Origin of the sequence: Acetobacter aceti NBRC 14818, from assembly GCF_000193495.2 — a bacterium.
Taxonomy (GTDB): domain Bacteria; phylum Pseudomonadota; class Alphaproteobacteria; order Acetobacterales; family Acetobacteraceae; genus Acetobacter; species Acetobacter aceti.
On sequence record NZ_AP023410.1, the window covers coordinates 2,144,270 to 2,164,471 of the forward strand.

Below are 20,202 nucleotides of genomic sequence, written 5' to 3' on the forward strand. Positions count from 1 at the left end.
GCTTCAGGCCACGCGTGTCAGGCGGCGAGTATCCTCTTCCGCCACCAGTTCACGAACCAGCGGGATCAGATCACGGCCATATTCATATGCATCAAGCAGCGGATCAAACCCACGGATCAGGAATGTGGAAATTCCGAGCCGGTAATAATCGATGAGCGCTTCAGCAACCTGCTGGGGTGTGCCGACAAGCGAAGTGGAGTTTCCCTTGGCCCCGGTCAGTTCCGCAATCCCGGTCCAGAGACGCTTGTCGAGCCGCCTTCCCTGCGAGGCCGCAGCCAGAAGGCGACGCGATCCTTCATTGGGCACATCTTTATTCCGAACAAATCCAGTCGTTTCCTGAAGAACGCGGGCTTTTTCAAGAATACGATCGGCGCGCGCCCATGCCGCCTCTTCCGTTTCCGCGAGAATAGGCCGTAGTGAGAGCGAGAAGCGCGGCGACCGACCATGTTTCGCGGCAGCCGCGCGAACTCGTGAGACGGTTTCGGCCACCTGCTCGTAGGTTTCACCCCACAGGGCATAGACATCGGCATGCTTGCCGGCGACTTCGATCGCTTCCGCCGAAGAACCGCCGAAGTAAACAGGAATGGCATCTGCATTATACGGATGGACCAGCGAATTGGCGCCACGGACGTCATAGAACGCGCCCTTGTAATCGAATGGCGAGGTTTCGCTCCACTCCTTCCGCACAATATCGAGATACTCACTGGTGCGGGCGTAACGCTGGGCTTTAGTCGTATGATCGCCGTCAGCCTGCAGCTCCAAATCACTACCGCCCGTGATGATATGCACGGCAACACGTCCCCGCGTGAGGTTGTCGAGCGTGGCAAGCTGACGCGCGACGATAGTAGGCGCATTGAAACCGGGACGATGAGCGATCAGAAGACCGAGATCCGGCGCGACAGACGCCGCGTGCTGGGCGATAAGAATGCTTTCGGGTGAATTGGAATGGAAGGCGACCAGAACGCGGTCGAATCCGCCATTCTCATGAATTTTCGCCGCTGTTTCGATATGTTTTGGATCAACGACCGGACCTGATGGCGGGATGATCTCTGAATGATTGCGGCTGCCGACGTAACCGATGAACTCGACGGACATGGTTATCCCTCCAAAATCACTATAAAATATAGTTATATTAAAATTAACACTTGAAAAATGATAAAAAGCAAGCAAGGAATACTCAATACACACTTCATCTGTCGTAATATGGCCGAACCGGTCATTAAACGGAGATCGAGACCGGAGCCCATCATGTCCCAGTCTACCCGGCCTTCTTCTGGCCCTCCCGCTGATCCCTATCTGAACGCTCCCCTGCCTCAACGCATGGCCCGCAATGTTCCCAGCGAACTTCTGCGATCATTCGTGGCGATCGTGGAAGCAGGTTCCATGGCGCAGGCAACCGAGACGATTTTCCTGACACAGTCCGCGCTCAGCCTGCAGATGAAACGTCTGGAAGACGTGCTCCAGCAGAAGCTTTTCCGACGTGATGGACGTCGCCTGATTCTGACGCCCATCGGAGAGGAACTGGTCGGATATGCCCGTCAGCTTCTCGCGCTCAACGACCGGATCATGTGCAAGCTCGGTCAGGACTCGGAGCCGGAACCGATCACTGTCGGTATGGTGCAGGATTTTGCCGACACACTCCTTCCGGACGTGCTTGGACAGTTCCGTCTGGCGCATCCGCGTTCCCGCCTTGTGATCCAGATTGGTGGATCAGCAGAACTCCTGGATCTGTTCGACCGCTCCCGACTCGATCTCGTTCTGTGCCTTGGACAGCATGGAGACCGTTCCGGCGCGACATGGAAAGTGGTGGGGCATGACCGTATGGCGTGGATCGGGGATCCGGCCATCGCCGAGTTGTCTGAAGTGCCGCTTGTTCTTCTCGAGCCACCCTGCCGTTTTCGGGACGCTGCTTTGCGTGCTCTGACACAGGAGCGACGTGACTACCGGCTGGTACTGGAAACACCCAATCTGCCAGCCATGCGGGCGGGGGTCCGTGGTGGGCTTGGTGTGAGTTGCCGTACACGCCGGTTCGCCACGGCTGAAGGGCTGCCCACAATCACAAGTGACGCTCTTCCCGCTGTCCCAGAGATCGAAACCATTCTCGTCCGCCGCAACCGTCTCGGGGATGCTGCAAACGATATCGGGGATCTGCTGGCAGCAGCGGCTGGCGCTTGAATAATGTTCAAGGAATGGATGACAAGAACTCTTTATGAGACAGGGAAGTCTTCGCGGCAGGATCGGATCATACCGATATCTGCAACGAGGTTTCTCATGACGTCATCCGCATCTGTAGCCCCTCTCCGCGCCAAGTTCCGGGAACTGGAAGAAGAGCGCGAGCGCACGTGGGAGCCCGCGGCTCTGGCCGTAAACGTCAATCAGCGGGCCACACTGATCCGCGATCACGGCAAGACCGCATCTGCCGTAAAGGCAGGAGACGTGCTGCCGCCGCTCGCGCTGTCTGCCGTGGACGGAAGCACGGTGTCACTGGATGATCTGGTGGCGAAAGGACCGGCCGTTCTGGTGTTCTTCCGCTTTGCTGGATGTCCGGCCTGTAACATTGCTCTTCCCCATTATCGCGATACATTGTGGCCTGAACTGAAAGCGTCCGGCATTCCCCTTCTGGCGATCTCTCCCCAGCCGACGGCGCTTCTTTCCGAGATTGCCACGCGCCATGACCTGCCTTTCCCGGTCGCAACCGATGCAGGGCTGAAGCTGTCACGCGCATTGGGTCTTACCTACACATTCGATGAACCATCCCGGCAGAGCGCGCTCGCAAAGGGCGGAAAGAGCGAAGCACTGAACGGTCTCGAAAATACATGGGAACTTCCCAAGCCTGCCGTGATCGTCATCGGTCCCGGGCGTGTCGTACGCTTTGCCGACGTCTCGCCTGACTGGATGGACCGCACGGAAAGTGACCGTGTTCTGGCGGCACTGGGACTGGAGAAAGGAAAAGCCTCCCATGCAGCCTGACGACATTGTGGTCGATGAGCAGACTTTTGTCCCGGCTGAACTGTTTCGGGAAGCCATGAGCCGTCTCGGAGCACCCGTGACGGTCGTGGCTACCGACGGTCCGGCCGGTCGTCAGGGCCTGACTGTCTCCGCCATAACAAGCGTGAGTGATACGCCTCCGACGGTTCTCGTCTGCCTCAATCGCAGCAATCGTTCTCACGAAGCATTCCGACGCAACGGCGTGGTTGGAATCAGCATTCTTGGCCGCGGTCATGACGATGTGGCAGGTGTGTTCGCCAGTTCCCGGCGCACGCCCGAAGAGAAATTCGCTTCCGGTGTCTGGCGTGTGGGGAAAACCGGCGCGCCGCTTCTGGATGATGCTGCCGTGACACTGGATTGTGTGATTGAAGATATCCGCAGGTCAGGAACACATGACGTTCTGTTCTGCGCGGTCCGCGACATCGTGATCAGTGACACGATTGCCGCGGGTCTTGCGTGGTGCGGCCGCGCCTTCCACCACCTGCCTTTTTCGTCACAGGCGGCATCCCTGAAAGTTCAGGATACAGCCTGATGACAGCAGGCGACTTCAGGGCAGATATCCGCCCGGAAATCGCCCCTCTTTTTTACCGAGAAGAACGACGATCCAGCTGCGCCAGATCACGCACTGCGCCACGCGCCGCACTGGTGGTCAGGGCCGCATAAGCCTTGAGCGCCGTGGAGACCACGCGATTGCGCACAGGCTTCCATGCCTCGACACCCCGGTCGTCCATCTTCTGACGGCGGGTTGAAAGCTCGGGGTCAGTCACGCTCGTTTTCAGCACGCGGTTCGGAATATCGATCTCGATGATGTCGCCATCCTCGATCAGACCGATCGCACCACCTTCCGCCGCTTCCGGGGAAATATGGCCGATGGACAGGCCAGAACTGCCGCCGGAGAAACGACCGTCGGTGATGAGCGCACAGGACTCAGCCAGTCCTTTCGACTTCAGGTAGGAGGTCGGGTAGAGCATTTCCTGCATGCCCGGACCGCCCTTCGGTCCTTCGTAGCGGATCACCACCACGTCACCAGCCTTGATGCGGTCGCCAAGAATGGCGGACACGGCGGCATCCTGGCTCTCGAACACACGGGCCGGACCGGAGAAGGTCAGCAGACCTTCGGCCACACCCGCCGTTTTCACAATGGCGCCGTCTTCCGCGATGTTGCCATACAGCACGGCAAGACCGCCTTCCTTGCTGAACGCATGGTCGCCGGAACGGATCGCACCCTTTTCGCGGTCGAGATCCAATTCCTTGTAACGGCTGGCCTGCGAGAACGCCTGCGTGGTGCGAACACCTCCGGGAGCGGCCTTGTAGAAAGTGCGGACTTCATCGGTCGCCGTCTCGCCACCGATATCCCACTGCGCCAGCGCCTCGGCGACACTTTTGGAATGCACCATCGGGATGTCACGGTGCAGCAGCTTCATGCGGTCGAGTTCGCCCATGATCGCCTGCACGCCACCGGCGCGATGGACGTTTTCCATATGCACATCGGCTTTGGAGGGCGCGACCTTGCAGAGGTTCGATACGCGACGGGACAGCCGGTCGATGTCGGCCATGGTGAACGGCACTTCGCCCTCATGGGCAGCGGCAAGAAGATGCAGCACCGTGTTGGTCGAACCGCCCATGGCGATATCGACGGTCATGGCGTTCTCGAACGCCTCAAACGTGGCGATGGAGCGTGGCAGAACACTGCTGTCGCCCTGCTCGTAATAGCGCTTGGCCAGTTCGACGGCGAGCTTGCCTGCTTTCAGGAACAGTTCGCGGCGATCAGCATGTGTAGCGACGAGGCTGCCATTGCCCGGCAGGGACAGACCCAGCGCTTCCGTCAGGCAGTTCATCGAGTTGGCGGTGAACATGCCGGAGCAGGAACCGCAGGTCGGGCAGGCCGAACGCTCGATGATGTCGGACTCTTCCTGCGTGACACCCGGAGCCGCGGCGGCGACCATGGAGGAGACCAGATCGACGGCCTTGTCGATCTCGCCGTCCTTCACATGACCGGCTTCCATCGGTCCACCGGAGACGAACACCACAGGGATGTTCAGGCGCATGGCGGCCATCAGCATGCCCGGCGTGATCTTGTCGCAATTGCTGATGCAGACCAGCGCGTCGGCGCAGTGCGCGTTGACCATGTATTCCACGGCGTCGGCGATCAGTTCGCGCGAGGGCAGGCTGTAGAGCATGCCGCCGTGACCCATGGCGATGCCGTCATCGACTGCGATGGTGTTGAACTCGCGCCCGATGCCGCCTGCTTCCGCGATGGCCTCACACACAAGCTGACCGAGGTCTTTCAGGTGGACGTGACCGGGGACGAACTGGGTAAAGGAATTGGCGACGGCAATAATCGGCTTACCGAAATCCGCGTCCGTCATGCCCGTGGCGCGCCAGAGGCTGCGAGCGCCGGCCATGTTGCGGCCGTGGGTGGTGGTGCGGGAGCGGTAACCGGCCATACGACTGTTCTTTCCGATCTGAAACAGGGCGGGACACGACGAAAATGGTGTTCCACCTTCAACATGGGGCCGTATAGCGGGAAAAACAGGGTGAGTCAGCCGATGGGTGGGAGATTCATCGGCTTTGCCCTGCTTCGCTCAGCAACGACTCCCGAAAACACGCCTCAGGTGAACGATCAGACGGAAACGCCTCAGGCTGCGTGCCAGTTGCCACCCTTTTTGTAGGCCATATCCATGTCCTGAATAATGCTGTTGAATTCCGGCGCACGCAGGACCATCACACTGGGATCAAACGGTTTTCCGTTCTTGATGGCAATATGCAGACGACGGTTGAGCGCCCGGTTGAACACGCCCGGCCCGGTCTTGTAGGCGATATACAGATCCCGGAAGAGATAGCTGTTGCGATAAAGTGACAGCAGACAGTCCGCAAGGATCGGGCTGTTCCGGCGGCTGCCGAAGAAGTCGTTATGGACGTAATAATTGTCCGTCACGAAGAAGACGTGGGACGGTTTTTTTGCTGCGTAATCTTCCAGTATTTCCGGCGCGACAATGCGGATATCAGCGTCCAGCCACCAGCCGCCCAGTTCCTGAATCACATGCACGCGGAGAAAATCAGCCGCCTCGGCGGGATGACGCGCCTGCAGGAACAGGTCCCGCGCTTCCCGCCCATAGTGGTCATAGAGCCATTCGGCCCCTGACTCGCGATTGAACATCTGGACGTCAAACGCCTCCAGCCCCTCATGATAGGCGAGGTTTTCCGTAATCTCGGCAGGCGGATTCTGATCCCAGTACTGATAGATATGTGCCGGAATGATCTGCTCCGCACCCGGACGCGCCGGGATTTTTGCTTTCGGCAGAACAGACAGCGCTGTCTCCAGATAGAGCACGTCTACTTCTTCGCCCGTGTGAAAAGCTTCGAAACAGTTCCCCATCCGCTCCAGCGCGGCCTTGGGATCATGCTGACGCCAGGCAATCTCGATCCCAAGGATGTAATCATAAATCGGCTGGGACAGCGCTTTCAGCTGCTCCAGTTCGTCTGCGGGAGGGCTCATCCCGGCCTTGAGCAGACACAGCAGGCGAGCCTGCAACAGGGAGGAGGCAAGCGGAAATTCGTTCGGGTGCTTGGAATGCAGATTGAAGGCGAGACCATAGAAATAGGCCGCTTCCTTCACCTGCTTGTGCATGTGCAGAATATTGGCCAGCGCAAAAGCATGCTCGACAGTCGCCGCTCCATGCTTATGGAAATAATTCATCGCCTGATGATTATCGGCGAGATCTTCAAGAGTGAAATCCGAGGTTTTCTCAATGGGCAGGGTCAGGAATGTTTCGTTTTTTTCCGCGTCAGTCGACATAATCAGGTCTTTTCCACCCCTGGCCCGAAACAGGCCCTATTCCCATATAGGCTATTAGTTAATCCGGGATATTCAACATTCTGATAACGGCGTCCAGAGCTGGACAACAGCCTGCGCCATCCTGGACCGGTTCAGCCTGCAACGGAAATCTCCTTCGCAAGCACCTCAACAAGCTGCCGCGCTGGCATCGGACGCACGCCAGCGACGCCCGTCCCGGCCCAGAATGCGCCGTATCCTGCCTCACCCTGAGCCCTGGCCGCAGCATCCAGCTGCTTTGCCGCATCATACGCATAAGGATAAGGCGGCACCGGAGGACAATCCGGACGATCGGCCAGTGCCTGAAATTTCTGCCGCACCCCACGGGCCGGACGTCCCGAGATCGCCGTGATCATTTCGGTTCTCTCCCTGCCCCCATCCATCAGGGCTGCGCGGTAAGCAGGAGAGGCTGCACTTTCATCGCAGGCAACAAACGCCGTTCCCAGTTGTGCAGCCGTTGCGCCCGCATCCAGCATTTCCGCCACGTCACGACCCGTCATAAGACCACCGGCTGCGACAAGAGGCAGCGTAGTCATCGCCTTCAGTGTGGTGAGAAGCGTCCTTGTACCAGCCTGTTCATCAGGAGCCGCTGGATCGAAGATGCCGCGATGCCCTCCTGCCCCATATCCCTGTGCGATCAGGACATCCATCCCCGCTCGCTCCGCCAGTTTGGCTTCCTGCTCATTGGTCACGCTGGCAAGCAGCGTGATCCCTGCATCCTTGAGGGACCGGACAGCAGCCGCTCCGGGCAGACCGAAATGGAAGCTTACGCAGGCAGGCCGTTCTTCAAGCAGCATGTCCAGCATGGCCGAGCCATCCAGAAAGGACGCATAGATCTGCCGCAATGTTTCAGGGGGACGAGCGCCAAAACGCTTGAATTCAGGCTTCAGCCAGTGAAGCCAGTCCGCCGCTTCCTTGGCGGGCAGAGGGACAGACTCGTGACAGAAGACGTTTACGCCGAACGGGCGCAGGGTCAGCTGTCGTGTCTGCCGGATGGCGTCCCGGGCGGCAGAGACCGTCATCGCGCCGATCCCAAGACTCCCGAGCGCTCCAGCCTCGGAAACTGCCGCCGCAAGACGAGGCGTGGAGACCCCGGCCATCGGGGCCTGCAGAACCGGAACCTCCAGACTCAGGCGTTGCATCAGCATGAGGCAATTACGCCTGAAAGCCCGGCTGGTTGCATCTGGCTGTCACCGGCGTGTCAGTAGTAGTCAGCCTCAGGCTGTGCCCGGGCCGAACTCCTGATCGTGGTCCACAAGTGGAATGGGATAGTCGCCCGTGAAGCAGGCGTCACAGTAGCGACGACGCTCTGCATCGCGGCCCTCATGCCCCAGAGCCCGATAAAGACCATCAAGAGAGATAAAGGCGAGGCTATCCACGCCGATCAGTTCCGCCATCGTCGCGATGTCGTGCTGGGCTGCCAGCAGCTTGCTGCGCTCCGGCGTGTCGATGCCGTAGAAGCAGGAATGCTTGGTTGGCGGCGAGGAAATCCGCATATGGACTTCCGTCGCACCGGCAGCCCGCACCATATCGACAATCTTGCGGGAGGTGGTGCCACGCACGATGGAGTCGTCCACGAGGATGACGCGCTTTCCATCCAGCATCGGCTTGTTCGTCGAATGCTTCATGCGGACGCCGAGATTACGGATCTGGTCCGTCGGCTCGATAAAGGTGCGTCCGACATAATGGTTGCGGATGATGCCGAGCTCGAAGGGAATGCCGCTTTCCTGCGCAAAGCCCATCGCCGAAGGCACGCCCGAATCCGGGACAGGCACGACCACGTCAGCCTCGACTCCGCTTTCACGAGCCAATTCGACGCCGATCTGCTTGCGGACGTTGTAGACAGGCATACCGTCCAAAACCGAATCCGGACGGGCAAAATAGATGTATTCGAACACGCAGAAGCCGGAGCGCTGGGCCGCAAACGGCTTGACCGAGCGCACACCGGTCTTGTCGATGATGACCATTTCACCCGGTTCAACATCGCGGACAAATTCTGCACCCACAATATCAAGACCACAGCTTTCCGAGGCGAACACCCAGCCGGACGCATCGTTGGCCGCACCCGGCAGCTTGCCCAGAACCAGCGGCCGCACACCGAGCGGATCACGCACGCCCATCAGCGCATCCTGCGACAGCACAACCAGAGAGTAAGCCCCCTGTACCTGCTTCAGGGCGTCGATCAGGCGATCCTCGACCGTGGCATAGAGCGAGATAGCAATGAGATGGATGAAGACTTCCGTGTCCGTTGTGGACTGGAACAGGCAACCACGGCGGATCAGCGCACGACGCAGGGCGTGAGCATTGGTCAGGTTACCGTTATGAGCGACGGCAAGGCCGCCGAATTCAAACTCGGCGAACAACGGCTGCACATTGCGCAGCAGGGTGTCACCAGTGGTGGAGTAGCGATTGTGTCCCACCGAGAACGCGCCCGGCAGTCCCGCCATGATGCGCGTGTCGTGAAAGACGTCGCCGACCAGACCGAGACCGCGATGGGAGGAAAATTTCTTTCCGTCGTAGCTGACAATGCCCGAGGCTTCCTGCCCGCGATGCTGAAGCGCATGCAGGCCAAGAGCGGTTATGGCCGCCGCATCCGCGACATTCCATGCTCCGAAAACGGCGCATTCCTCGTGGAACTTGTCATCCCCGTCCTGCCGGTCATCAGCCCATGGATGGGTTGTCACCGTCGTCTGCCGGAGAGAAAGCTGTTCGGACATCAGTTTTCATCCTTCCCCGATCACAGTCCACGCAGACCGATCACGTGACGCGTCAGGGGTTCTCTGGGTAAGCCTCACCGGGTGCGTCGTCCGGTCCGCCGAGGTCATGGCCTGAGCCGGGCTCCTGCGCAAGGTCTGAAGGCACAAATCTCGACATGAACGGCGCCATATAGGACAGCGCGGTCGTTATCGCATTCTCCCCGGCTCCATCGCTCCGCTCGCCGGCCACGATCATATTCGTGGCCGTAGCCCAGTGAGTGGCCATATAAAGGGTTACAATGACTGTTCCACCCCGCAGAACCCCAAACATGCCTCCCAGAAGCTTGTCCAGTCCCGCCAAGGGAGAGACCCTAATAAGGTGAGCGAACAGGCTGGACACAAGGGCGCCGACAGCGAGTCCGCCAAAAAATATCACACCAAACCCGACTCCGTCCGCCAGTTCCGCCGGTTCCATCGTCGGCAACACCCATGTGACAAACATATGCCGGTATTTCATCGCCGCCATGCCGGCCACACCCCAGGCAATGATCCCCAGCACCTCCCGCGTGAAACCTTTTCTCAGTCCGCTGACGACGGACAGGGCCACAATCAGTTCCACCAGCAAGGCAGGCGCCGACGTCGGCGCATTGATGACTGTCTGCAAAGCCTCCCGCACCGCCGTCTGCACGGTATCCCATGCCGGAATGTGCTCAGACACAAATGAAAGGGAGGCTGTCATCAGGCGATGTCCTGATCAGAGGGACCCACGCCACAAATCAGTCCCTTTCGGAATAATGGGGTAATTATCCTCACAACACGGCCGCCTCTTCACATCCACGCCCAAGGTCTCGGAGATGCCTAGCCGGAGATTTCTGAAGGCTCTCTTAAAATCGAAACAGATCATTACCCTGCGTTACAGTCACCGCCTGCGTCAGCCAGATGTCGCACAGCATTATGGCAGTTTGCTGGTCGCAACCCGCCACGGTCCCTTACGTCGTCCCTTGTGAGGTCCCGAAGCACGACTCAGGCGCAGACACAACTCTCCCATTTCGATCCGACAGTGCAGTTCTGTCCACACGGCATCAGGATCAAGGCCCTGATCAGCCCATATCGCAATCAGTCCCCGGACAAATCCGGCGCTGGTCCGGATCACCTCTTCCCTGTCGCCTTCAATGACCGCCGCAGTGCATTCAGCCATGACGAGGCCCAGTACGCCAGCGAGATGTCGTGTCTCATTGTCATCCGGCACCATACCCTCCCGCTCCGCCAATGCATCGAGCAAAGGAGCGAGACTTTCGACGGCACCAGAGGAAGGAGTTGTCATGGAACCATCATGAAAAAAAATTGCGCTCCCCGTCAATCAGGCCAGAAGCACAATGCTGGCGTGATATCGTGACCCACGCCAGAAAGTGTCCTGTTTGTGAACGGAGACCGCTCAGAACATGGTCGGACCCGTCTCTCTCGCCCTGGCGGCAGCGACAAGCGCCAGTGCCGTTTCGGTCCGGCGCTTCGTGCGGGCCAGCCATCCACGCCCCCATCGCCGGAAACCGGCCTGCACCCTGTATTCCCGTTCCTGCATGCCCGACAGAACCAGCACGAGCAGCAGTCCCATCGTCTGCTGACTTTCAAGAGCCCGTTTCACTTCGGGGCCGATGCCGCTGCTTGGCGGCAGTCCAAGACGTGCGTGGAGAGTCGCCAGATTATCCGGATCAATTTGAGGCAGAAGATCAGACGCGTTCATCTGCGTTAGAGCCGAAAGGGTCTGTGGCCCGATGCTTCCATCCATCGTGACCCCCACCATCCTCTGCAACAGGCGGGCGGATGTGGACACTCCACAGTTCCATCCAAAATCGAACACCATGAGATCAAGGCCAGCAGGCAGAGCGGAACACACCAGCGGGTTCCAGAATCGCGAACGGGCTATGGCGTCAAAAGTATCGAGATCCAGATTGCGCATATCATCCTGAGAAACAGGCTGCGGCTTCTTCCATGATGCCAGCATGGCTGCGGAGACGCCGTAATGACTGCCGATCAGGACGCCCTTGCGACCGTTTTCATCAGGAAGCCAGTTGCCCAAATCCTTTGGATCCTCACTGTACCCACCTTCAGCCGTACGAACAAAATCCAGGCAGGCATCAAAATTCTGGCCAGTCAAAGTGACTCTCTCCGGTTTTCCTTAATAAAATACCGGCTCAGACCTGAAGACAGACCTCATGCACGGCCTGCAGAAAGTATCCGTCTCCACACAGAAAATGGCGCATCAGGCAGACTCCTTTTATCGGTTATATTTGAGATAAAGCATTGACGAGGACGTCTGGACAGAAACCGGCGAACCTCTTTCAACCCGCCTCTTGAAAATCTCATTGAAATAAAATTCTTCAAAAACGCTGCCAAATCTATCAATTCACGATATTTTCTTCACACAAAAAGAGGAATAATAAATATATTAAAACCAATATATTTTATATATTATTCATATTGTTCAAGAATTTACCAGACAGTTTCCGGACAATTGTGGAAATCAAGCTGACAAACTTTGACTCACGATTTGAAGTGTGAGCGATGAAACCGTCCTGAAGTCAATCAGAACCGTATGACACAGAGGTCATCGCTGCCGTTGGTGCCTGGAAAGTGCAAACAGTCCAACTTTCAACAAAACACTCTACTCTCTTCGCATCGGATACTGGCGCACAAGACCGTTCAGCTTTTCCCGCAACGCGGTATCCAGCGTAAACTGACATTTATGATAATTCTGCTTACCTTGAGCATGTTTCAAAACAAGATCATCATGCATCCGCCCCATACGACCATTCAGATCACTGAGATAACGCGCCATCGCATCTGATCGATCATCTGGAAAAATCGTTCTGTAATCGTCAAAAAATGACACCTGCCGACTGATGATCTTGCGAAGCGCATGAAAGTGATGAGCGGTCATTCTGTCTGCACGCAAACTGTCAGAAAGAGTGTTGATCTGTTTTCGCAGATACTCTTCAAATGCTGCGCCAGTCTCCTGCTTCATACGGGACAACTCCCGTTCCATCATGCGCCAGTAAGGCGAGATGATCATGATGCGCAGGGCCAATGCATAAAGACGCGTCTTCAGGGAGTGACCGTTGCGGAATGCATCCTGCACATGCCCCATCAATGTGGTCATGCTCTTGAACAGGATCGGACTTTGATGCCGCGTTGTGTAAAGCACGCAGGCAAAGCGCATATGTTTGAATTTTGCACGGATATGCTTGAAGCTTACACGTTCTCTGGAATTGAGATCAGCTGACAGAACAAGATGATCGACAAGCACAGCCAGCGCCCGGCGATCCACCTGACGCGCCCAGAGCTCAAGACTGATTTCAAAACAGTCCCTGACGACGTTATCCATGAAAGAGGACGGAATGGTCTCCGGCAGAGAGACATGATCTTCCGACACGTCATTGACCAGAATGGCCTCGAACAGCCTGTTCAACTGCTGGTCTGAAAACCGCGCCGTCGCTTCTGTAACCATCACCTCACTCTCGAAACAGAAGAAACTTCAGAGAAATATGTAGCCCCTAAAAGGCTACATCACATCGCACCATTGCCGCATAAGGTTGTGATACACATTGACCAGACCAAGAATGGCTGGATCATCATCCGCCAGACGGGCGCGCAGATCCATGATCTGCTGATCGAGCGTGAACAGAACTCGTCTCTGGCTTTCATCCCGCACCATGGACTGCGTCCAGAAAAACGAGGCCAGCCGACTGCCTTTTGTCACCGGCTCGACGGAATGCAAAACGGTCGTGTCGTAAACGATCATGTCGCCCGCAGGGAGCTTGACTTCCCGTGTACCGGATTCATCGTAGATGATCAGTTCCCCACCCTCGTACTCCTCCGGATCATTGAGAAACAGGGTCGAGGACACATCCGTGCGGATACGCATGCCGCCCGAACCGGGAATGGGCCTCACGGCATTATCCACATGCGCCCTAAACTCCATACCCGGATCATAGCGATTGAACAGAGGAGGCACGACACGCAGCGGGATGACCGCGCTGTTGAACAGCGGGTTGCGTCCCAGCGCCCGCAACACCAGATCGGCCAGCGTGCGATGTTCAGGATGATCGAGCGGCAGTTGCAGGTTGTTTTTTGCCTTGGCCGACTGCTGCCCCGCCGTCACCTTTCCGTCTTTCCAGTCCGCCGTATCCATGACAGCCCGACACCGCTGCAGTTCCTCAGCAGTCAGGACCTGGGGAATATGCAGAAGCATCAATCATATCCGTTTGATGAGGTCAGGCGCGTGAAAAACACGCTTCAGTTCTGCATCGGGACAATATCGGGTCAGAAACCTGTATTTCAGGCAGTCAATCCACTCTCCGATCCAAAAATCCCGGTCAGTCGGAAACCGGTTCAGTCCCCTTCACCCGGCGCAAGCCGCTGGACACGCACGGCCTGACCACCGGCATTGTAGTAGATTACGCTGTCACCGCGCCTCTGGGCGTAGCCATCCGGCTGGCCCTCCTTGGTCCAGAACATCAACCGATCGATATCGGGCTGTTCAATCACCTTGTCACCGGGCGGGCGGTGAATATAGCTGTAATCCTTCTTGACGCGCGTCGCATTGAAGCGTGAAGCGAGCGCATGCATATCCGGCGCTGCAGACTTGTCATCATCAGGAGCATCCTGCGCCAGAGCGACAGAGGACAACCCGGACAGCATCACACCAACAAGCGCCGTCACGCTCCACATACGCCACAGGGTTCCGCGCATTCGCCGTTCCTTCTGAACAACCCGATCCAACAAGTCGCTTGTCCCAATTTTCCACTACCTGCGCAAGGCGCACGGGCCGAAGAGCTCCATGCATCGCTGCGACAAAAGATTTAAGGCGGGTCCCCAGCTGATCGCCTCTATCCGCAATCAGTGCAGGTCAGGTTTCAGAAGATGGCTTTCAATCCCATCGAGAATCTGCGCCATCCAGTCCTGCCAGTGCAGTCCCGGTGGCAACGTCTCGGTAAGGGGCATGCACGGAACGCCCGCCTCTTTTGCGACTTCCAGCAGATGTGAGACGGAGGATGTTGCTGTCTGAGGATTATAGATCAGCAGCTTGATCTGGCCATTTTTCAGATCGTTCTCGAACTGCGCGACAATGGCAGGCTCCGGCTCGACACCGTTCATGACGGCGAGCAGGAAAGCGCTGTTTTCCGTGACCAGCCCCAGCTCTTCTGTCAGACCGCCCGGCAGGGGATCTGTCACGGCAATCGGAGTCTCGCGTATGCGCTGCCGCAGACGGACGATCCGCGTCTGCAAGCGGGCAAGATCGCTTTCAAAAGACGCCAGACCACCCGACGAATCATCCAGCCGGAGCTGGTGGGCGATGTCTCGCGCCACACGATCGACCACCACCGGATCGAACCAGAAGTGCGGGTTTTCATCGTCCCGCCAGCCTGCAATCGATGCAATCCGGATCGTGGACTTGGAGTGGGCCATACGGTCCATCCACGAATCAAATCCGGCTCCGTTCAGAATGATCAGATCGGCCTGTTTCACCTTCAGCACCATCGCGGGGGAAGGTTCAAACCGGCGTGGATCAAGGTCGGGCGAACTGAGGATGCTGTCCACAACGACCCTCGGACCACCGATCTGAGCGGCGATATCACCCCAGACATTTTCGGCGGCAACGATACGCGTCACATCCGTGCTCTCCGCACTGGCCTGAGAGACGGACAGGACACCAGAAGACAATACGCCGAAACACAGTGCGAAAACGGCGGCAGAAGGCAGGGAGAAGCGCATGGCTCACTCCCCTAACGACAATATTATACTCCATCAATAGCGATTGCGTTGCAGCAGAAGCGGCTGCTTATCGAACGATCTGGAGCCGTCCAGACATCATGAAGCGGTGTATGCCGGGAGTGTGAGTTTCTGTCTCTCGCTCTCCCCGATCATGTCCGCAAGGGTGCGATTATCCAGCACGGCAAAAAACGCTTCAAGCGCTTCGTCGAGCGTATGACGCAGGATGCAGTCCGGCATGAGCAGACAGGGCGTGCCGTTCCGCTCCCCCGGTGGCTGCATGCAGGACACCAGTGCGCAGTCATCTTCAGTAAACCGCACCACGTCACCAATCCGGATAGTGTCAGTCGGTTGCCCCAGCCGCAGGCCGCCGTTGCGGCCTCTGATGGTCTCGACAAAGCCACCCTGTCCAAGACGGTGGATGATCTTGATCATGTAGTTTTCCGAGAGACCGTAGCATTCGGCAATTTCACGGATGGAGGACAGCCGGTCGGGATTGCTGGCCAGAAAGACCAGAGCACGCAGGGCATAGTCGGAATGTTGGGTAAGACGCATCCCTTACGATAAACCAGTCGAACCATCCTTGTCAGCTTTTAAGGTGACCGGCTTTGACACCTTCATGCCGATCTGAATATAAAGGTTACCAACTCAGTCACCTTAACGGATATGTCCCATGGCCGCTCCTCTCGACGACAAGACCCGCTCCATCGTCAAAGCCTGCGTTCCGGCGCTCGAGGCGCATGGGCTGGATATCACGCAGGAAATGTACAAACGGCTGCTGGCTGATCCCGAGGTCCGCGACCTGTTCAACATGTCGCACCAGAAGGATGGTGAGCAGCCCAAGGCGCTGGCCCTCGCCGTGCTGGCCTATGCCCACAACATCGACACGCTTGGCAATCTTGGCGGCATGGTCGAACGCATCACCCAGAAGCATGTCGGACTGAACATTCTGCCCGAGCATTATCCGCTTGTTGGCAAGGCGCTGCTGGGCGCCATCGAGCATGTGCTGGGTGACGCCGCGACACCAGAGATCATGGAGGCGTGGGCCAAGGCGTACTGGTTCCTCGCTGACGTGCTGATTGGTCGTGAAAAACAGATCTACGACGAGCATGAAGCAGCGCCCGGCGGCTGGATCGGCTGGCGCTCTTTCCGTGTCCGCTCCGTGACGCAGGAAAGCAGCATTATCCGCTCGTTCGAACTGGTGCCGACCGATGGCAAGCCGGTGATGAAACATCTGCCGGGCCAGTATCTGAGTTTCAAACTGGACATTCCGGGACACGGCTCGCAGCGTCGCAATTACAGCATTTCCTCCGCACCTTCTTCCGATCACTATCGGATCAGCGTGCGGAAAGAAGAGGGGGGCGTCGTCTCCTCATGGTTCCACGATGTGGTGCATGAAGGAACCGAGTTGCAGGTTTCAGCCCCAGCCGGTGATTTCGTTTATGACTCTGCCAATGAACAGAAAACGGTTTTTCTCAGCGCTGGCATCGGTCTGACGCCATTTATTTCCGCAATCGATGCGCTGTCTGCTGACGAGAAAAAGAAAATCCGCTTCATCCACGGAGCGCATGCGGCTGACACCAATGCTTTTGGTGCTGACATTCGCAAGCTGGCGGATGCCGGGGTTTTGCAGGCAGACATCTTCTTCAGTGCAGGCCTGCCTTCCGACGCCGTTGAGGTTCCCAGCATGCATTATCACGCAGGTCGTATCACGAAGGATTGGCTGACAACGCAGATTGATCCCGGTGCAGTCTATCGTCTCTGCGGTCCGGATGGCTTCATGCGCGATATGGTTGAGACTCTGAAAGCAGCAGGTGTTCCGGTCGCCAATATTCGTTATGAGTTCTTTGGTTCAGCCGCCGACGCAGAGCTTCTTGCCGCCGTTTAAGCCAAAACACATGCTGTTGCTCTGTCAGACGGTACGATTCTTTTTGCGAGATTTCCTTGATAACAAGGAAATTTTCTTGAAATCAGCCTTTAGTGACCCGTTCCTGCGGGAATGGTCGGACTACTGGTATTGAGAAGGCGAGACTGAGCAGCTTCGGGTGATGTGTCTTTTACGGAAGTCGTTGTAGTAGCAGCACTCTTTTGATCGGGCTGAGGCTCGACAAAGGCAGAAATCCAGCCTTTCGGACGTCTGCCTGTTGCAACAGCACGTCTGACGCAGCCACGTACGACGGTCGCGCATACGCCATCCGTGCCGACCAGCATGTCATTGTCACCACTGTAATAAACGTCCTGTATTTTTCCATCTATGACACGAAAATCAGCCACACAGCTTTTTCCATCGCCGCCGCCCATCGCATTGATGATATTCTGCACAGACTGAACCGGAATCAACGTCGAATTCGCTGAGACCCCGATGTTACGTCCACGCTGATATTCATAAATCGTTGTATGATCATCAATTTTCTTGATTTTATCGGGTATGCCAACACACGCCTGCATATCCCTTTCATCCATGCCAATCATGCTTGATTGCGCTTTATGCGCCACGCGGGAAGCATAATAACCGCACCCGGACAGAGGAATGAAAGAAAGCAGAAACACCAAGGAAGATACGCGACAAAAAGCGCCAGACCGAAGCAGCAAAAAACGTCTCGCAGACTATGATGGGAAGAATTTCTGATAGCAATATAGGGTATACGGAAGCATTTCAATATATTTCCATGAGTTGACAAAACCCCTCAAATTACAGAGATATGCAGCTACCCGTGAGAAGCAACAAGATCAGCGAGTTGGCCCTGCATCGCGACAAGCGCATCTTGAACTCTCAATCTGACCTGTAGACCACGTCCTCCACCATTCATCAGGATATACGGCAGCACTGATGCTTCATGCGCAAGAAAAGTCGGTACATTTCGACGTCCACCAAAAGGACTGATCCCACCGACCTTGTAACCGGTAATACGCTCCGCATCCGCAGGCTTCATGATTTTTGCGCTTTTACCACTACAGGCAGTCGCCAGTTTTTTCAGGCTCAGCTCCTGCGCAACAGGAATAACCGCGCAAACCGGCTTTCCATCCACTTCCGCCATCAGCGTCTTGAAAACCCGTTCGGCAGGCTCATTGACCGCCGCCGCTGCATGCACGCCCAGCTTGCTCACGGAAGGATCATATTCATACTGAAGCATCTCAAACGGAATACCGCTGCGCTTGAGGAAGGCGCTCGCCGGAGTTGTCTTACTCATGGCTCTGTTACACTACCTTACAAAATCATAGTCACTATACGGCAGTATTTATCCCTCAGATGACTCTGAGACAAAAACGATGTGACGATTCAAAAGGCGTTTATGTATTTTAACGGCCAAAAGACAGAACAGGCTTCTACTTCTCCACCGATTATTGTGACAAATCGGAATAAAAAGGACTGCCTTCTTTAGGGACTCTAGACCACATTCCCAAAAACCGCAGTGCATCCGCTTATAATCCGGTAGATAACAAAAAGCCCCTAAGTCTTTTCAAACTCAGGGGCTGGGGCAATGTACGTTCGTTATCCCAATCAAACCTCAACAGCCTGTGGCATTGCAGCACAGTTATCAAGGGCCGAAGGTTTTATCAGGCGACTCGACGCGTTCCCCGAGGACGGCGATTGCCGCCCCCTCCGCCACCATTGCCGTTACGGCTACCACCACGGTTCGGTCCGCCACGATTCTGGCCGCCGCCGCGTCCACGACCACCACCCAGAACGGGCGGACGTTGCGTGGAATGCTCGGCTGCATCGGAATGATAAGGGTGATCCCGGACAACAGGCACGCTCTTGCCGATCGTCCGCTCGATATCCTTCAGCCAGGCCCGCTGTTCGGGATCGCAGAATGAAATCGCCCAGCCTTCACGCCCGGCACGCGCCGTGCGTCCGATGCGATGCACATAGCTTTCCGGGATGTTGGGCAGGTCATAATTGAAGACGTGTGAGACTTCATCCACGTCAATGCCACGCGCCGCAATATCCGTCGCCACCAGAACCTTGACTGAGCCGGAGCGGAAACCGCTCATTGCCCGTTCACGAGCACCCTGAGACTTGTTGCCGTGAATGGCCTCAGCCGTAATGCCGTTTTTATTCAGGAATTCCGCAACCTTGTTCGCTTCGTGTTTCATCAGCGTGAAAACGACAGCTCGAACAACTTTCGGAGATTCCAGCAGAAGAAGCAACGCATCCTTTTTCTGGTCGGGATCAACAAACATCACAACCTGACGGATGCGATCCACGGTGCTGGATGGAGGCGTCACCTCAACCTTGGCCGGGTCCCGCAGGAGACTGCCCGCCAGTTCCGTGATGCTGTTCGGCATGGTGGCCGAGAACAGCAGGGTCTGGCGATCGCGCGGCAGAGCAGCGACAATGCGCTTGATATCGCGCACAAAGCCCATATCCAGCATCCGGTCAGCTTCATCCAGAACCAGAATTTCCAGATCACGCAGATCAATGAAACCCTGTCCCATGAGGTCAAGCAGACGCCCCGGCGCCGCCACCAGCACGTCAACACCTCGACGCATCGCCTCAACCTGACGTCCCTGACCCACGCCACCGAAGATCACGGTGTGGGTCAGTTTCATATGGCGAGCGTAAGACTTGAAACTATCATCAATCTGGGAGGCCAGCTCACGCGTGGGCGCCAGCACCAGAACCCGTGCGCCCTTCGGCGGTGCCGCATGACGATGCGTGAGAAGATGCTGGAGAATAGGCAACGCAAAAGCAGCCGTCTTGCCCGTTCCGGTTTGCGCAAGACCCAGGAGATCACGCCCAGCCAGAAGATAGGGAATGGATTGCGCCTGAATCGGCGTCGGCTCCGAATAGCCTTCTTCGGTAAGAGCCCGCAACAGGGGTTCGGCAAGCTGCAGGTCGGCAAACGTGGTCATTGAGCGAAGACACCTCTCGGAATACCACAGGGACAAAAGCTTCACGCAACCTGTGTC

Annotated in this window: 20 protein-coding genes; 4 read left to right on the top strand and 16 right to left on the bottom strand. The window is 56.9% G+C overall.

The genetic code is table 11. The features are described 5' to 3' along the window. Positions 1 to 3 precede the first annotated feature (3 nt). Complete coding sequence (locus EMQ_RS09770; protein ID WP_010666026.1) at positions 4 to 1,095, bottom strand: LLM class flavin-dependent oxidoreductase; 1,092 nt, start codon at positions 1,093 to 1,095, stop codon at positions 4 to 6. Positions 1,096 to 1,248: 153 nt separating this feature from the next. Here EMQ_RS09770 and EMQ_RS09775 point away from each other — a divergent pair, with 153 nt between their 5' ends. From EMQ_RS09775 to EMQ_RS09785, 3 genes are all read left to right on the top strand, one after another. After that, positions 1,249 to 2,175 carry a LysR substrate-binding domain-containing protein gene (locus tag EMQ_RS09775; protein WP_010666025.1) on the top strand — a complete coding sequence of 309 codons (927 nt, stop codon included), beginning with the start codon at positions 1,249 to 1,251 and terminating at the stop codon, positions 2,173 to 2,175. Between the two features lie 96 nt (positions 2,176 to 2,271). Further along, entirely contained in the window at positions 2,272 to 2,970 is a 699-nt protein-coding gene (locus tag EMQ_RS09780) for a peroxiredoxin-like family protein (protein ID WP_018308079.1), read from the top strand. Beyond that, entirely contained in the window at positions 2,960 to 3,520 is a 561-nt protein-coding gene (locus EMQ_RS09785) for a flavin reductase (protein WP_018308078.1), read from the top strand. Before EMQ_RS09780 ends, EMQ_RS09785 begins: the two co-directional genes overlap by 11 nt. A 52-nt stretch (positions 3,521 to 3,572) precedes the next feature. Here EMQ_RS09785 and ilvD read toward each other — a convergent pair whose 3' ends face one another. The 12 genes from ilvD to EMQ_RS09845 form a co-directional block, all read right to left on the bottom strand. Beyond that, positions 3,573 to 5,435, bottom strand: a complete 1,863-nt coding sequence (gene ilvD / locus EMQ_RS09790) for a dihydroxy-acid dehydratase (protein WP_010666166.1) — start codon at positions 5,433 to 5,435, stop codon at positions 3,573 to 3,575. Between the two features lie 191 nt (positions 5,436 to 5,626). Beyond that, positions 5,627 to 6,787, bottom strand: a complete 1,161-nt coding sequence (locus tag EMQ_RS17170; RefSeq protein WP_010666167.1) for a glycosyltransferase family 32 protein — start codon at positions 6,785 to 6,787, stop codon at positions 5,627 to 5,629. Positions 6,788 to 6,918: 131 nt separating this feature from the next. Further along, positions 6,919 to 7,971, bottom strand: a complete 1,053-nt coding sequence (locus EMQ_RS09800) for an NAD(P)H-dependent flavin oxidoreductase (RefSeq protein ID WP_010666168.1) — start codon at positions 7,969 to 7,971, stop codon at positions 6,919 to 6,921. Positions 7,972 to 8,040: 69 nt separating this feature from the next. Next, a complete protein-coding gene (gene purF / locus EMQ_RS09805; RefSeq protein ID WP_010666169.1) occupies positions 8,041 to 9,540 on the bottom strand; it encodes an amidophosphoribosyltransferase in 1,500 nt (499 codons plus the stop codon). A gap of 52 nt (positions 9,541 to 9,592) precedes the next feature. Then, complete coding sequence (locus EMQ_RS09810; protein WP_010666170.1) at positions 9,593 to 10,258, bottom strand: CvpA family protein; 666 nt, start codon at positions 10,256 to 10,258, stop codon at positions 9,593 to 9,595. Positions 10,259 to 10,471: 213 nt separating this feature from the next. After that, entirely contained in the window at positions 10,472 to 10,843 is a 372-nt protein-coding gene (locus EMQ_RS09815; RefSeq protein ID WP_010666171.1) for a nucleoside triphosphate pyrophosphohydrolase family protein, read from the bottom strand. Positions 10,844 to 10,954: 111 nt separating this feature from the next. Further along, a complete protein-coding gene (locus EMQ_RS09820) occupies positions 10,955 to 11,674 on the bottom strand; it encodes a glycoside hydrolase family 108 protein (protein ID WP_010666172.1) in 720 nt (239 codons plus the stop codon). A gap of 507 nt (positions 11,675 to 12,181) precedes the next feature. Beyond that, entirely contained in the window at positions 12,182 to 13,024 is an 843-nt protein-coding gene (locus EMQ_RS09825) for a hypothetical protein (RefSeq protein WP_010666513.1), read from the bottom strand. A gap of 54 nt (positions 13,025 to 13,078) precedes the next feature. Next, positions 13,079 to 13,768: a Fe2+-dependent dioxygenase gene (locus EMQ_RS09830; protein WP_010666514.1), complete on the bottom strand. Its 690-nt coding sequence runs from the start codon at positions 13,766 to 13,768 to the stop codon at positions 13,079 to 13,081. A gap of 140 nt (positions 13,769 to 13,908) precedes the next feature. Continuing rightward, entirely contained in the window at positions 13,909 to 14,268 is a 360-nt protein-coding gene (locus tag EMQ_RS09835; RefSeq protein ID WP_010666515.1) for a hypothetical protein, read from the bottom strand. A 147-nt stretch (positions 14,269 to 14,415) separates the two neighbouring features. Beyond that, positions 14,416 to 15,291, bottom strand: a complete 876-nt coding sequence (locus EMQ_RS09840; RefSeq protein ID WP_010666516.1) for a metal ABC transporter solute-binding protein, Zn/Mn family — start codon at positions 15,289 to 15,291, stop codon at positions 14,416 to 14,418. A 96-nt stretch (positions 15,292 to 15,387) separates the two neighbouring features. After that, a complete protein-coding gene (locus tag EMQ_RS09845; RefSeq protein ID WP_010666517.1) occupies positions 15,388 to 15,843 on the bottom strand; it encodes an Rrf2 family transcriptional regulator in 456 nt (151 codons plus the stop codon). A gap of 118 nt (positions 15,844 to 15,961) precedes the next feature. On the opposite strand from EMQ_RS09845, the gene hmpA reads away from it, so the two are divergent. Then, positions 15,962 to 17,176, top strand: a complete 1,215-nt coding sequence (hmpA, locus tag EMQ_RS09850; protein ID WP_010666518.1) for an NO-inducible flavohemoprotein — start codon at positions 15,962 to 15,964, stop codon at positions 17,174 to 17,176. A gap of 89 nt (positions 17,177 to 17,265) precedes the next feature. On the opposite strand, the gene EMQ_RS09855 is transcribed toward hmpA, so the two are convergent. The 3 genes from EMQ_RS09855 to EMQ_RS09865 form a co-directional block, all read right to left on the bottom strand. Continuing rightward, positions 17,266 to 17,784, bottom strand: a complete 519-nt coding sequence (locus EMQ_RS09855) for a hypothetical protein (RefSeq protein ID WP_132012064.1) — start codon at positions 17,782 to 17,784, stop codon at positions 17,266 to 17,268. 212 nt (positions 17,785 to 17,996) lie between these two features. Next, positions 17,997 to 18,479, bottom strand: a complete 483-nt coding sequence (gene ybaK / locus EMQ_RS09860; protein WP_010667370.1) for a Cys-tRNA(Pro) deacylase — start codon at positions 18,477 to 18,479, stop codon at positions 17,997 to 17,999. Between the two features lie 367 nt (positions 18,480 to 18,846). Then, complete coding sequence (locus EMQ_RS09865; protein ID WP_010667369.1) at positions 18,847 to 20,145, bottom strand: DEAD/DEAH box helicase; 1,299 nt, start codon at positions 20,143 to 20,145, stop codon at positions 18,847 to 18,849. Between the last annotated feature and the right edge of the window lie 57 nt (positions 20,146 to 20,202).

Excerpts from the sequence above, each read along its gene's own strand:
- EMQ_RS09770 (WP_010666026.1), bottom strand. The coding sequence starts at position 1,095 with ATGTCCGTCGAGTTCATCGGTTACGTCGGCAGCCGCAATCATTCAGAG.
- EMQ_RS09775 (WP_010666025.1), top strand. The coding sequence starts at position 1,249 with ATGTCCCAGTCTACCCGGCCTTCTTCTGGCCCTCCCGCTGATCCCTAT.
- EMQ_RS09780 (WP_018308079.1), top strand. The coding sequence starts at position 2,272 with ATGACGTCATCCGCATCTGTAGCCCCTCTCCGCGCCAAGTTCCGGGAA.
- EMQ_RS09785 (WP_018308078.1), top strand. The coding sequence starts at position 2,960 with ATGCAGCCTGACGACATTGTGGTCGATGAGCAGACTTTTGTCCCGGCT.
- ilvD (WP_010666166.1), bottom strand. The coding sequence starts at position 5,435 with ATGGCCGGTTACCGCTCCCGCACCACCACCCACGGCCGCAACATGGCC.
- EMQ_RS17170 (WP_010666167.1), bottom strand. The coding sequence starts at position 6,787 with ATGTCGACTGACGCGGAAAAAAACGAAACATTCCTGACCCTGCCCATT.
- EMQ_RS09800 (WP_010666168.1), bottom strand. The coding sequence starts at position 7,971 with ATGCTGATGCAACGCCTGAGTCTGGAGGTTCCGGTTCTGCAGGCCCCG.
- purF (WP_010666169.1), bottom strand. The coding sequence starts at position 9,540 with ATGTCCGAACAGCTTTCTCTCCGGCAGACGACGGTGACAACCCATCCA.
- EMQ_RS09810 (WP_010666170.1), bottom strand. The coding sequence starts at position 10,258 with ATGACAGCCTCCCTTTCATTTGTGTCTGAGCACATTCCGGCATGGGAT.
- EMQ_RS09815 (WP_010666171.1), bottom strand. The coding sequence starts at position 10,843 with ATGACAACTCCTTCCTCTGGTGCCGTCGAAAGTCTCGCTCCTTTGCTC.
- EMQ_RS09825 (WP_010666513.1), bottom strand. The coding sequence starts at position 13,024 with ATGGTTACAGAAGCGACGGCGCGGTTTTCAGACCAGCAGTTGAACAGG.
- EMQ_RS09830 (WP_010666514.1), bottom strand. The coding sequence starts at position 13,768 with ATGCTTCTGCATATTCCCCAGGTCCTGACTGCTGAGGAACTGCAGCGG.
- EMQ_RS09835 (WP_010666515.1), bottom strand. The coding sequence starts at position 14,268 with ATGCGCGGAACCCTGTGGCGTATGTGGAGCGTGACGGCGCTTGTTGGT.
- EMQ_RS09840 (WP_010666516.1), bottom strand. The coding sequence starts at position 15,291 with ATGCGCTTCTCCCTGCCTTCTGCCGCCGTTTTCGCACTGTGTTTCGGC.
- EMQ_RS09845 (WP_010666517.1), bottom strand. The coding sequence starts at position 15,843 with ATGCGTCTTACCCAACATTCCGACTATGCCCTGCGTGCTCTGGTCTTT.
- hmpA (WP_010666518.1), top strand. The coding sequence starts at position 15,962 with ATGGCCGCTCCTCTCGACGACAAGACCCGCTCCATCGTCAAAGCCTGC.
- ybaK (WP_010667370.1), bottom strand. The coding sequence starts at position 18,479 with ATGAGTAAGACAACTCCGGCGAGCGCCTTCCTCAAGCGCAGCGGTATT.
- EMQ_RS09865 (WP_010667369.1), bottom strand. The coding sequence starts at position 20,145 with ATGACCACGTTTGCCGACCTGCAGCTTGCCGAACCCCTGTTGCGGGCT.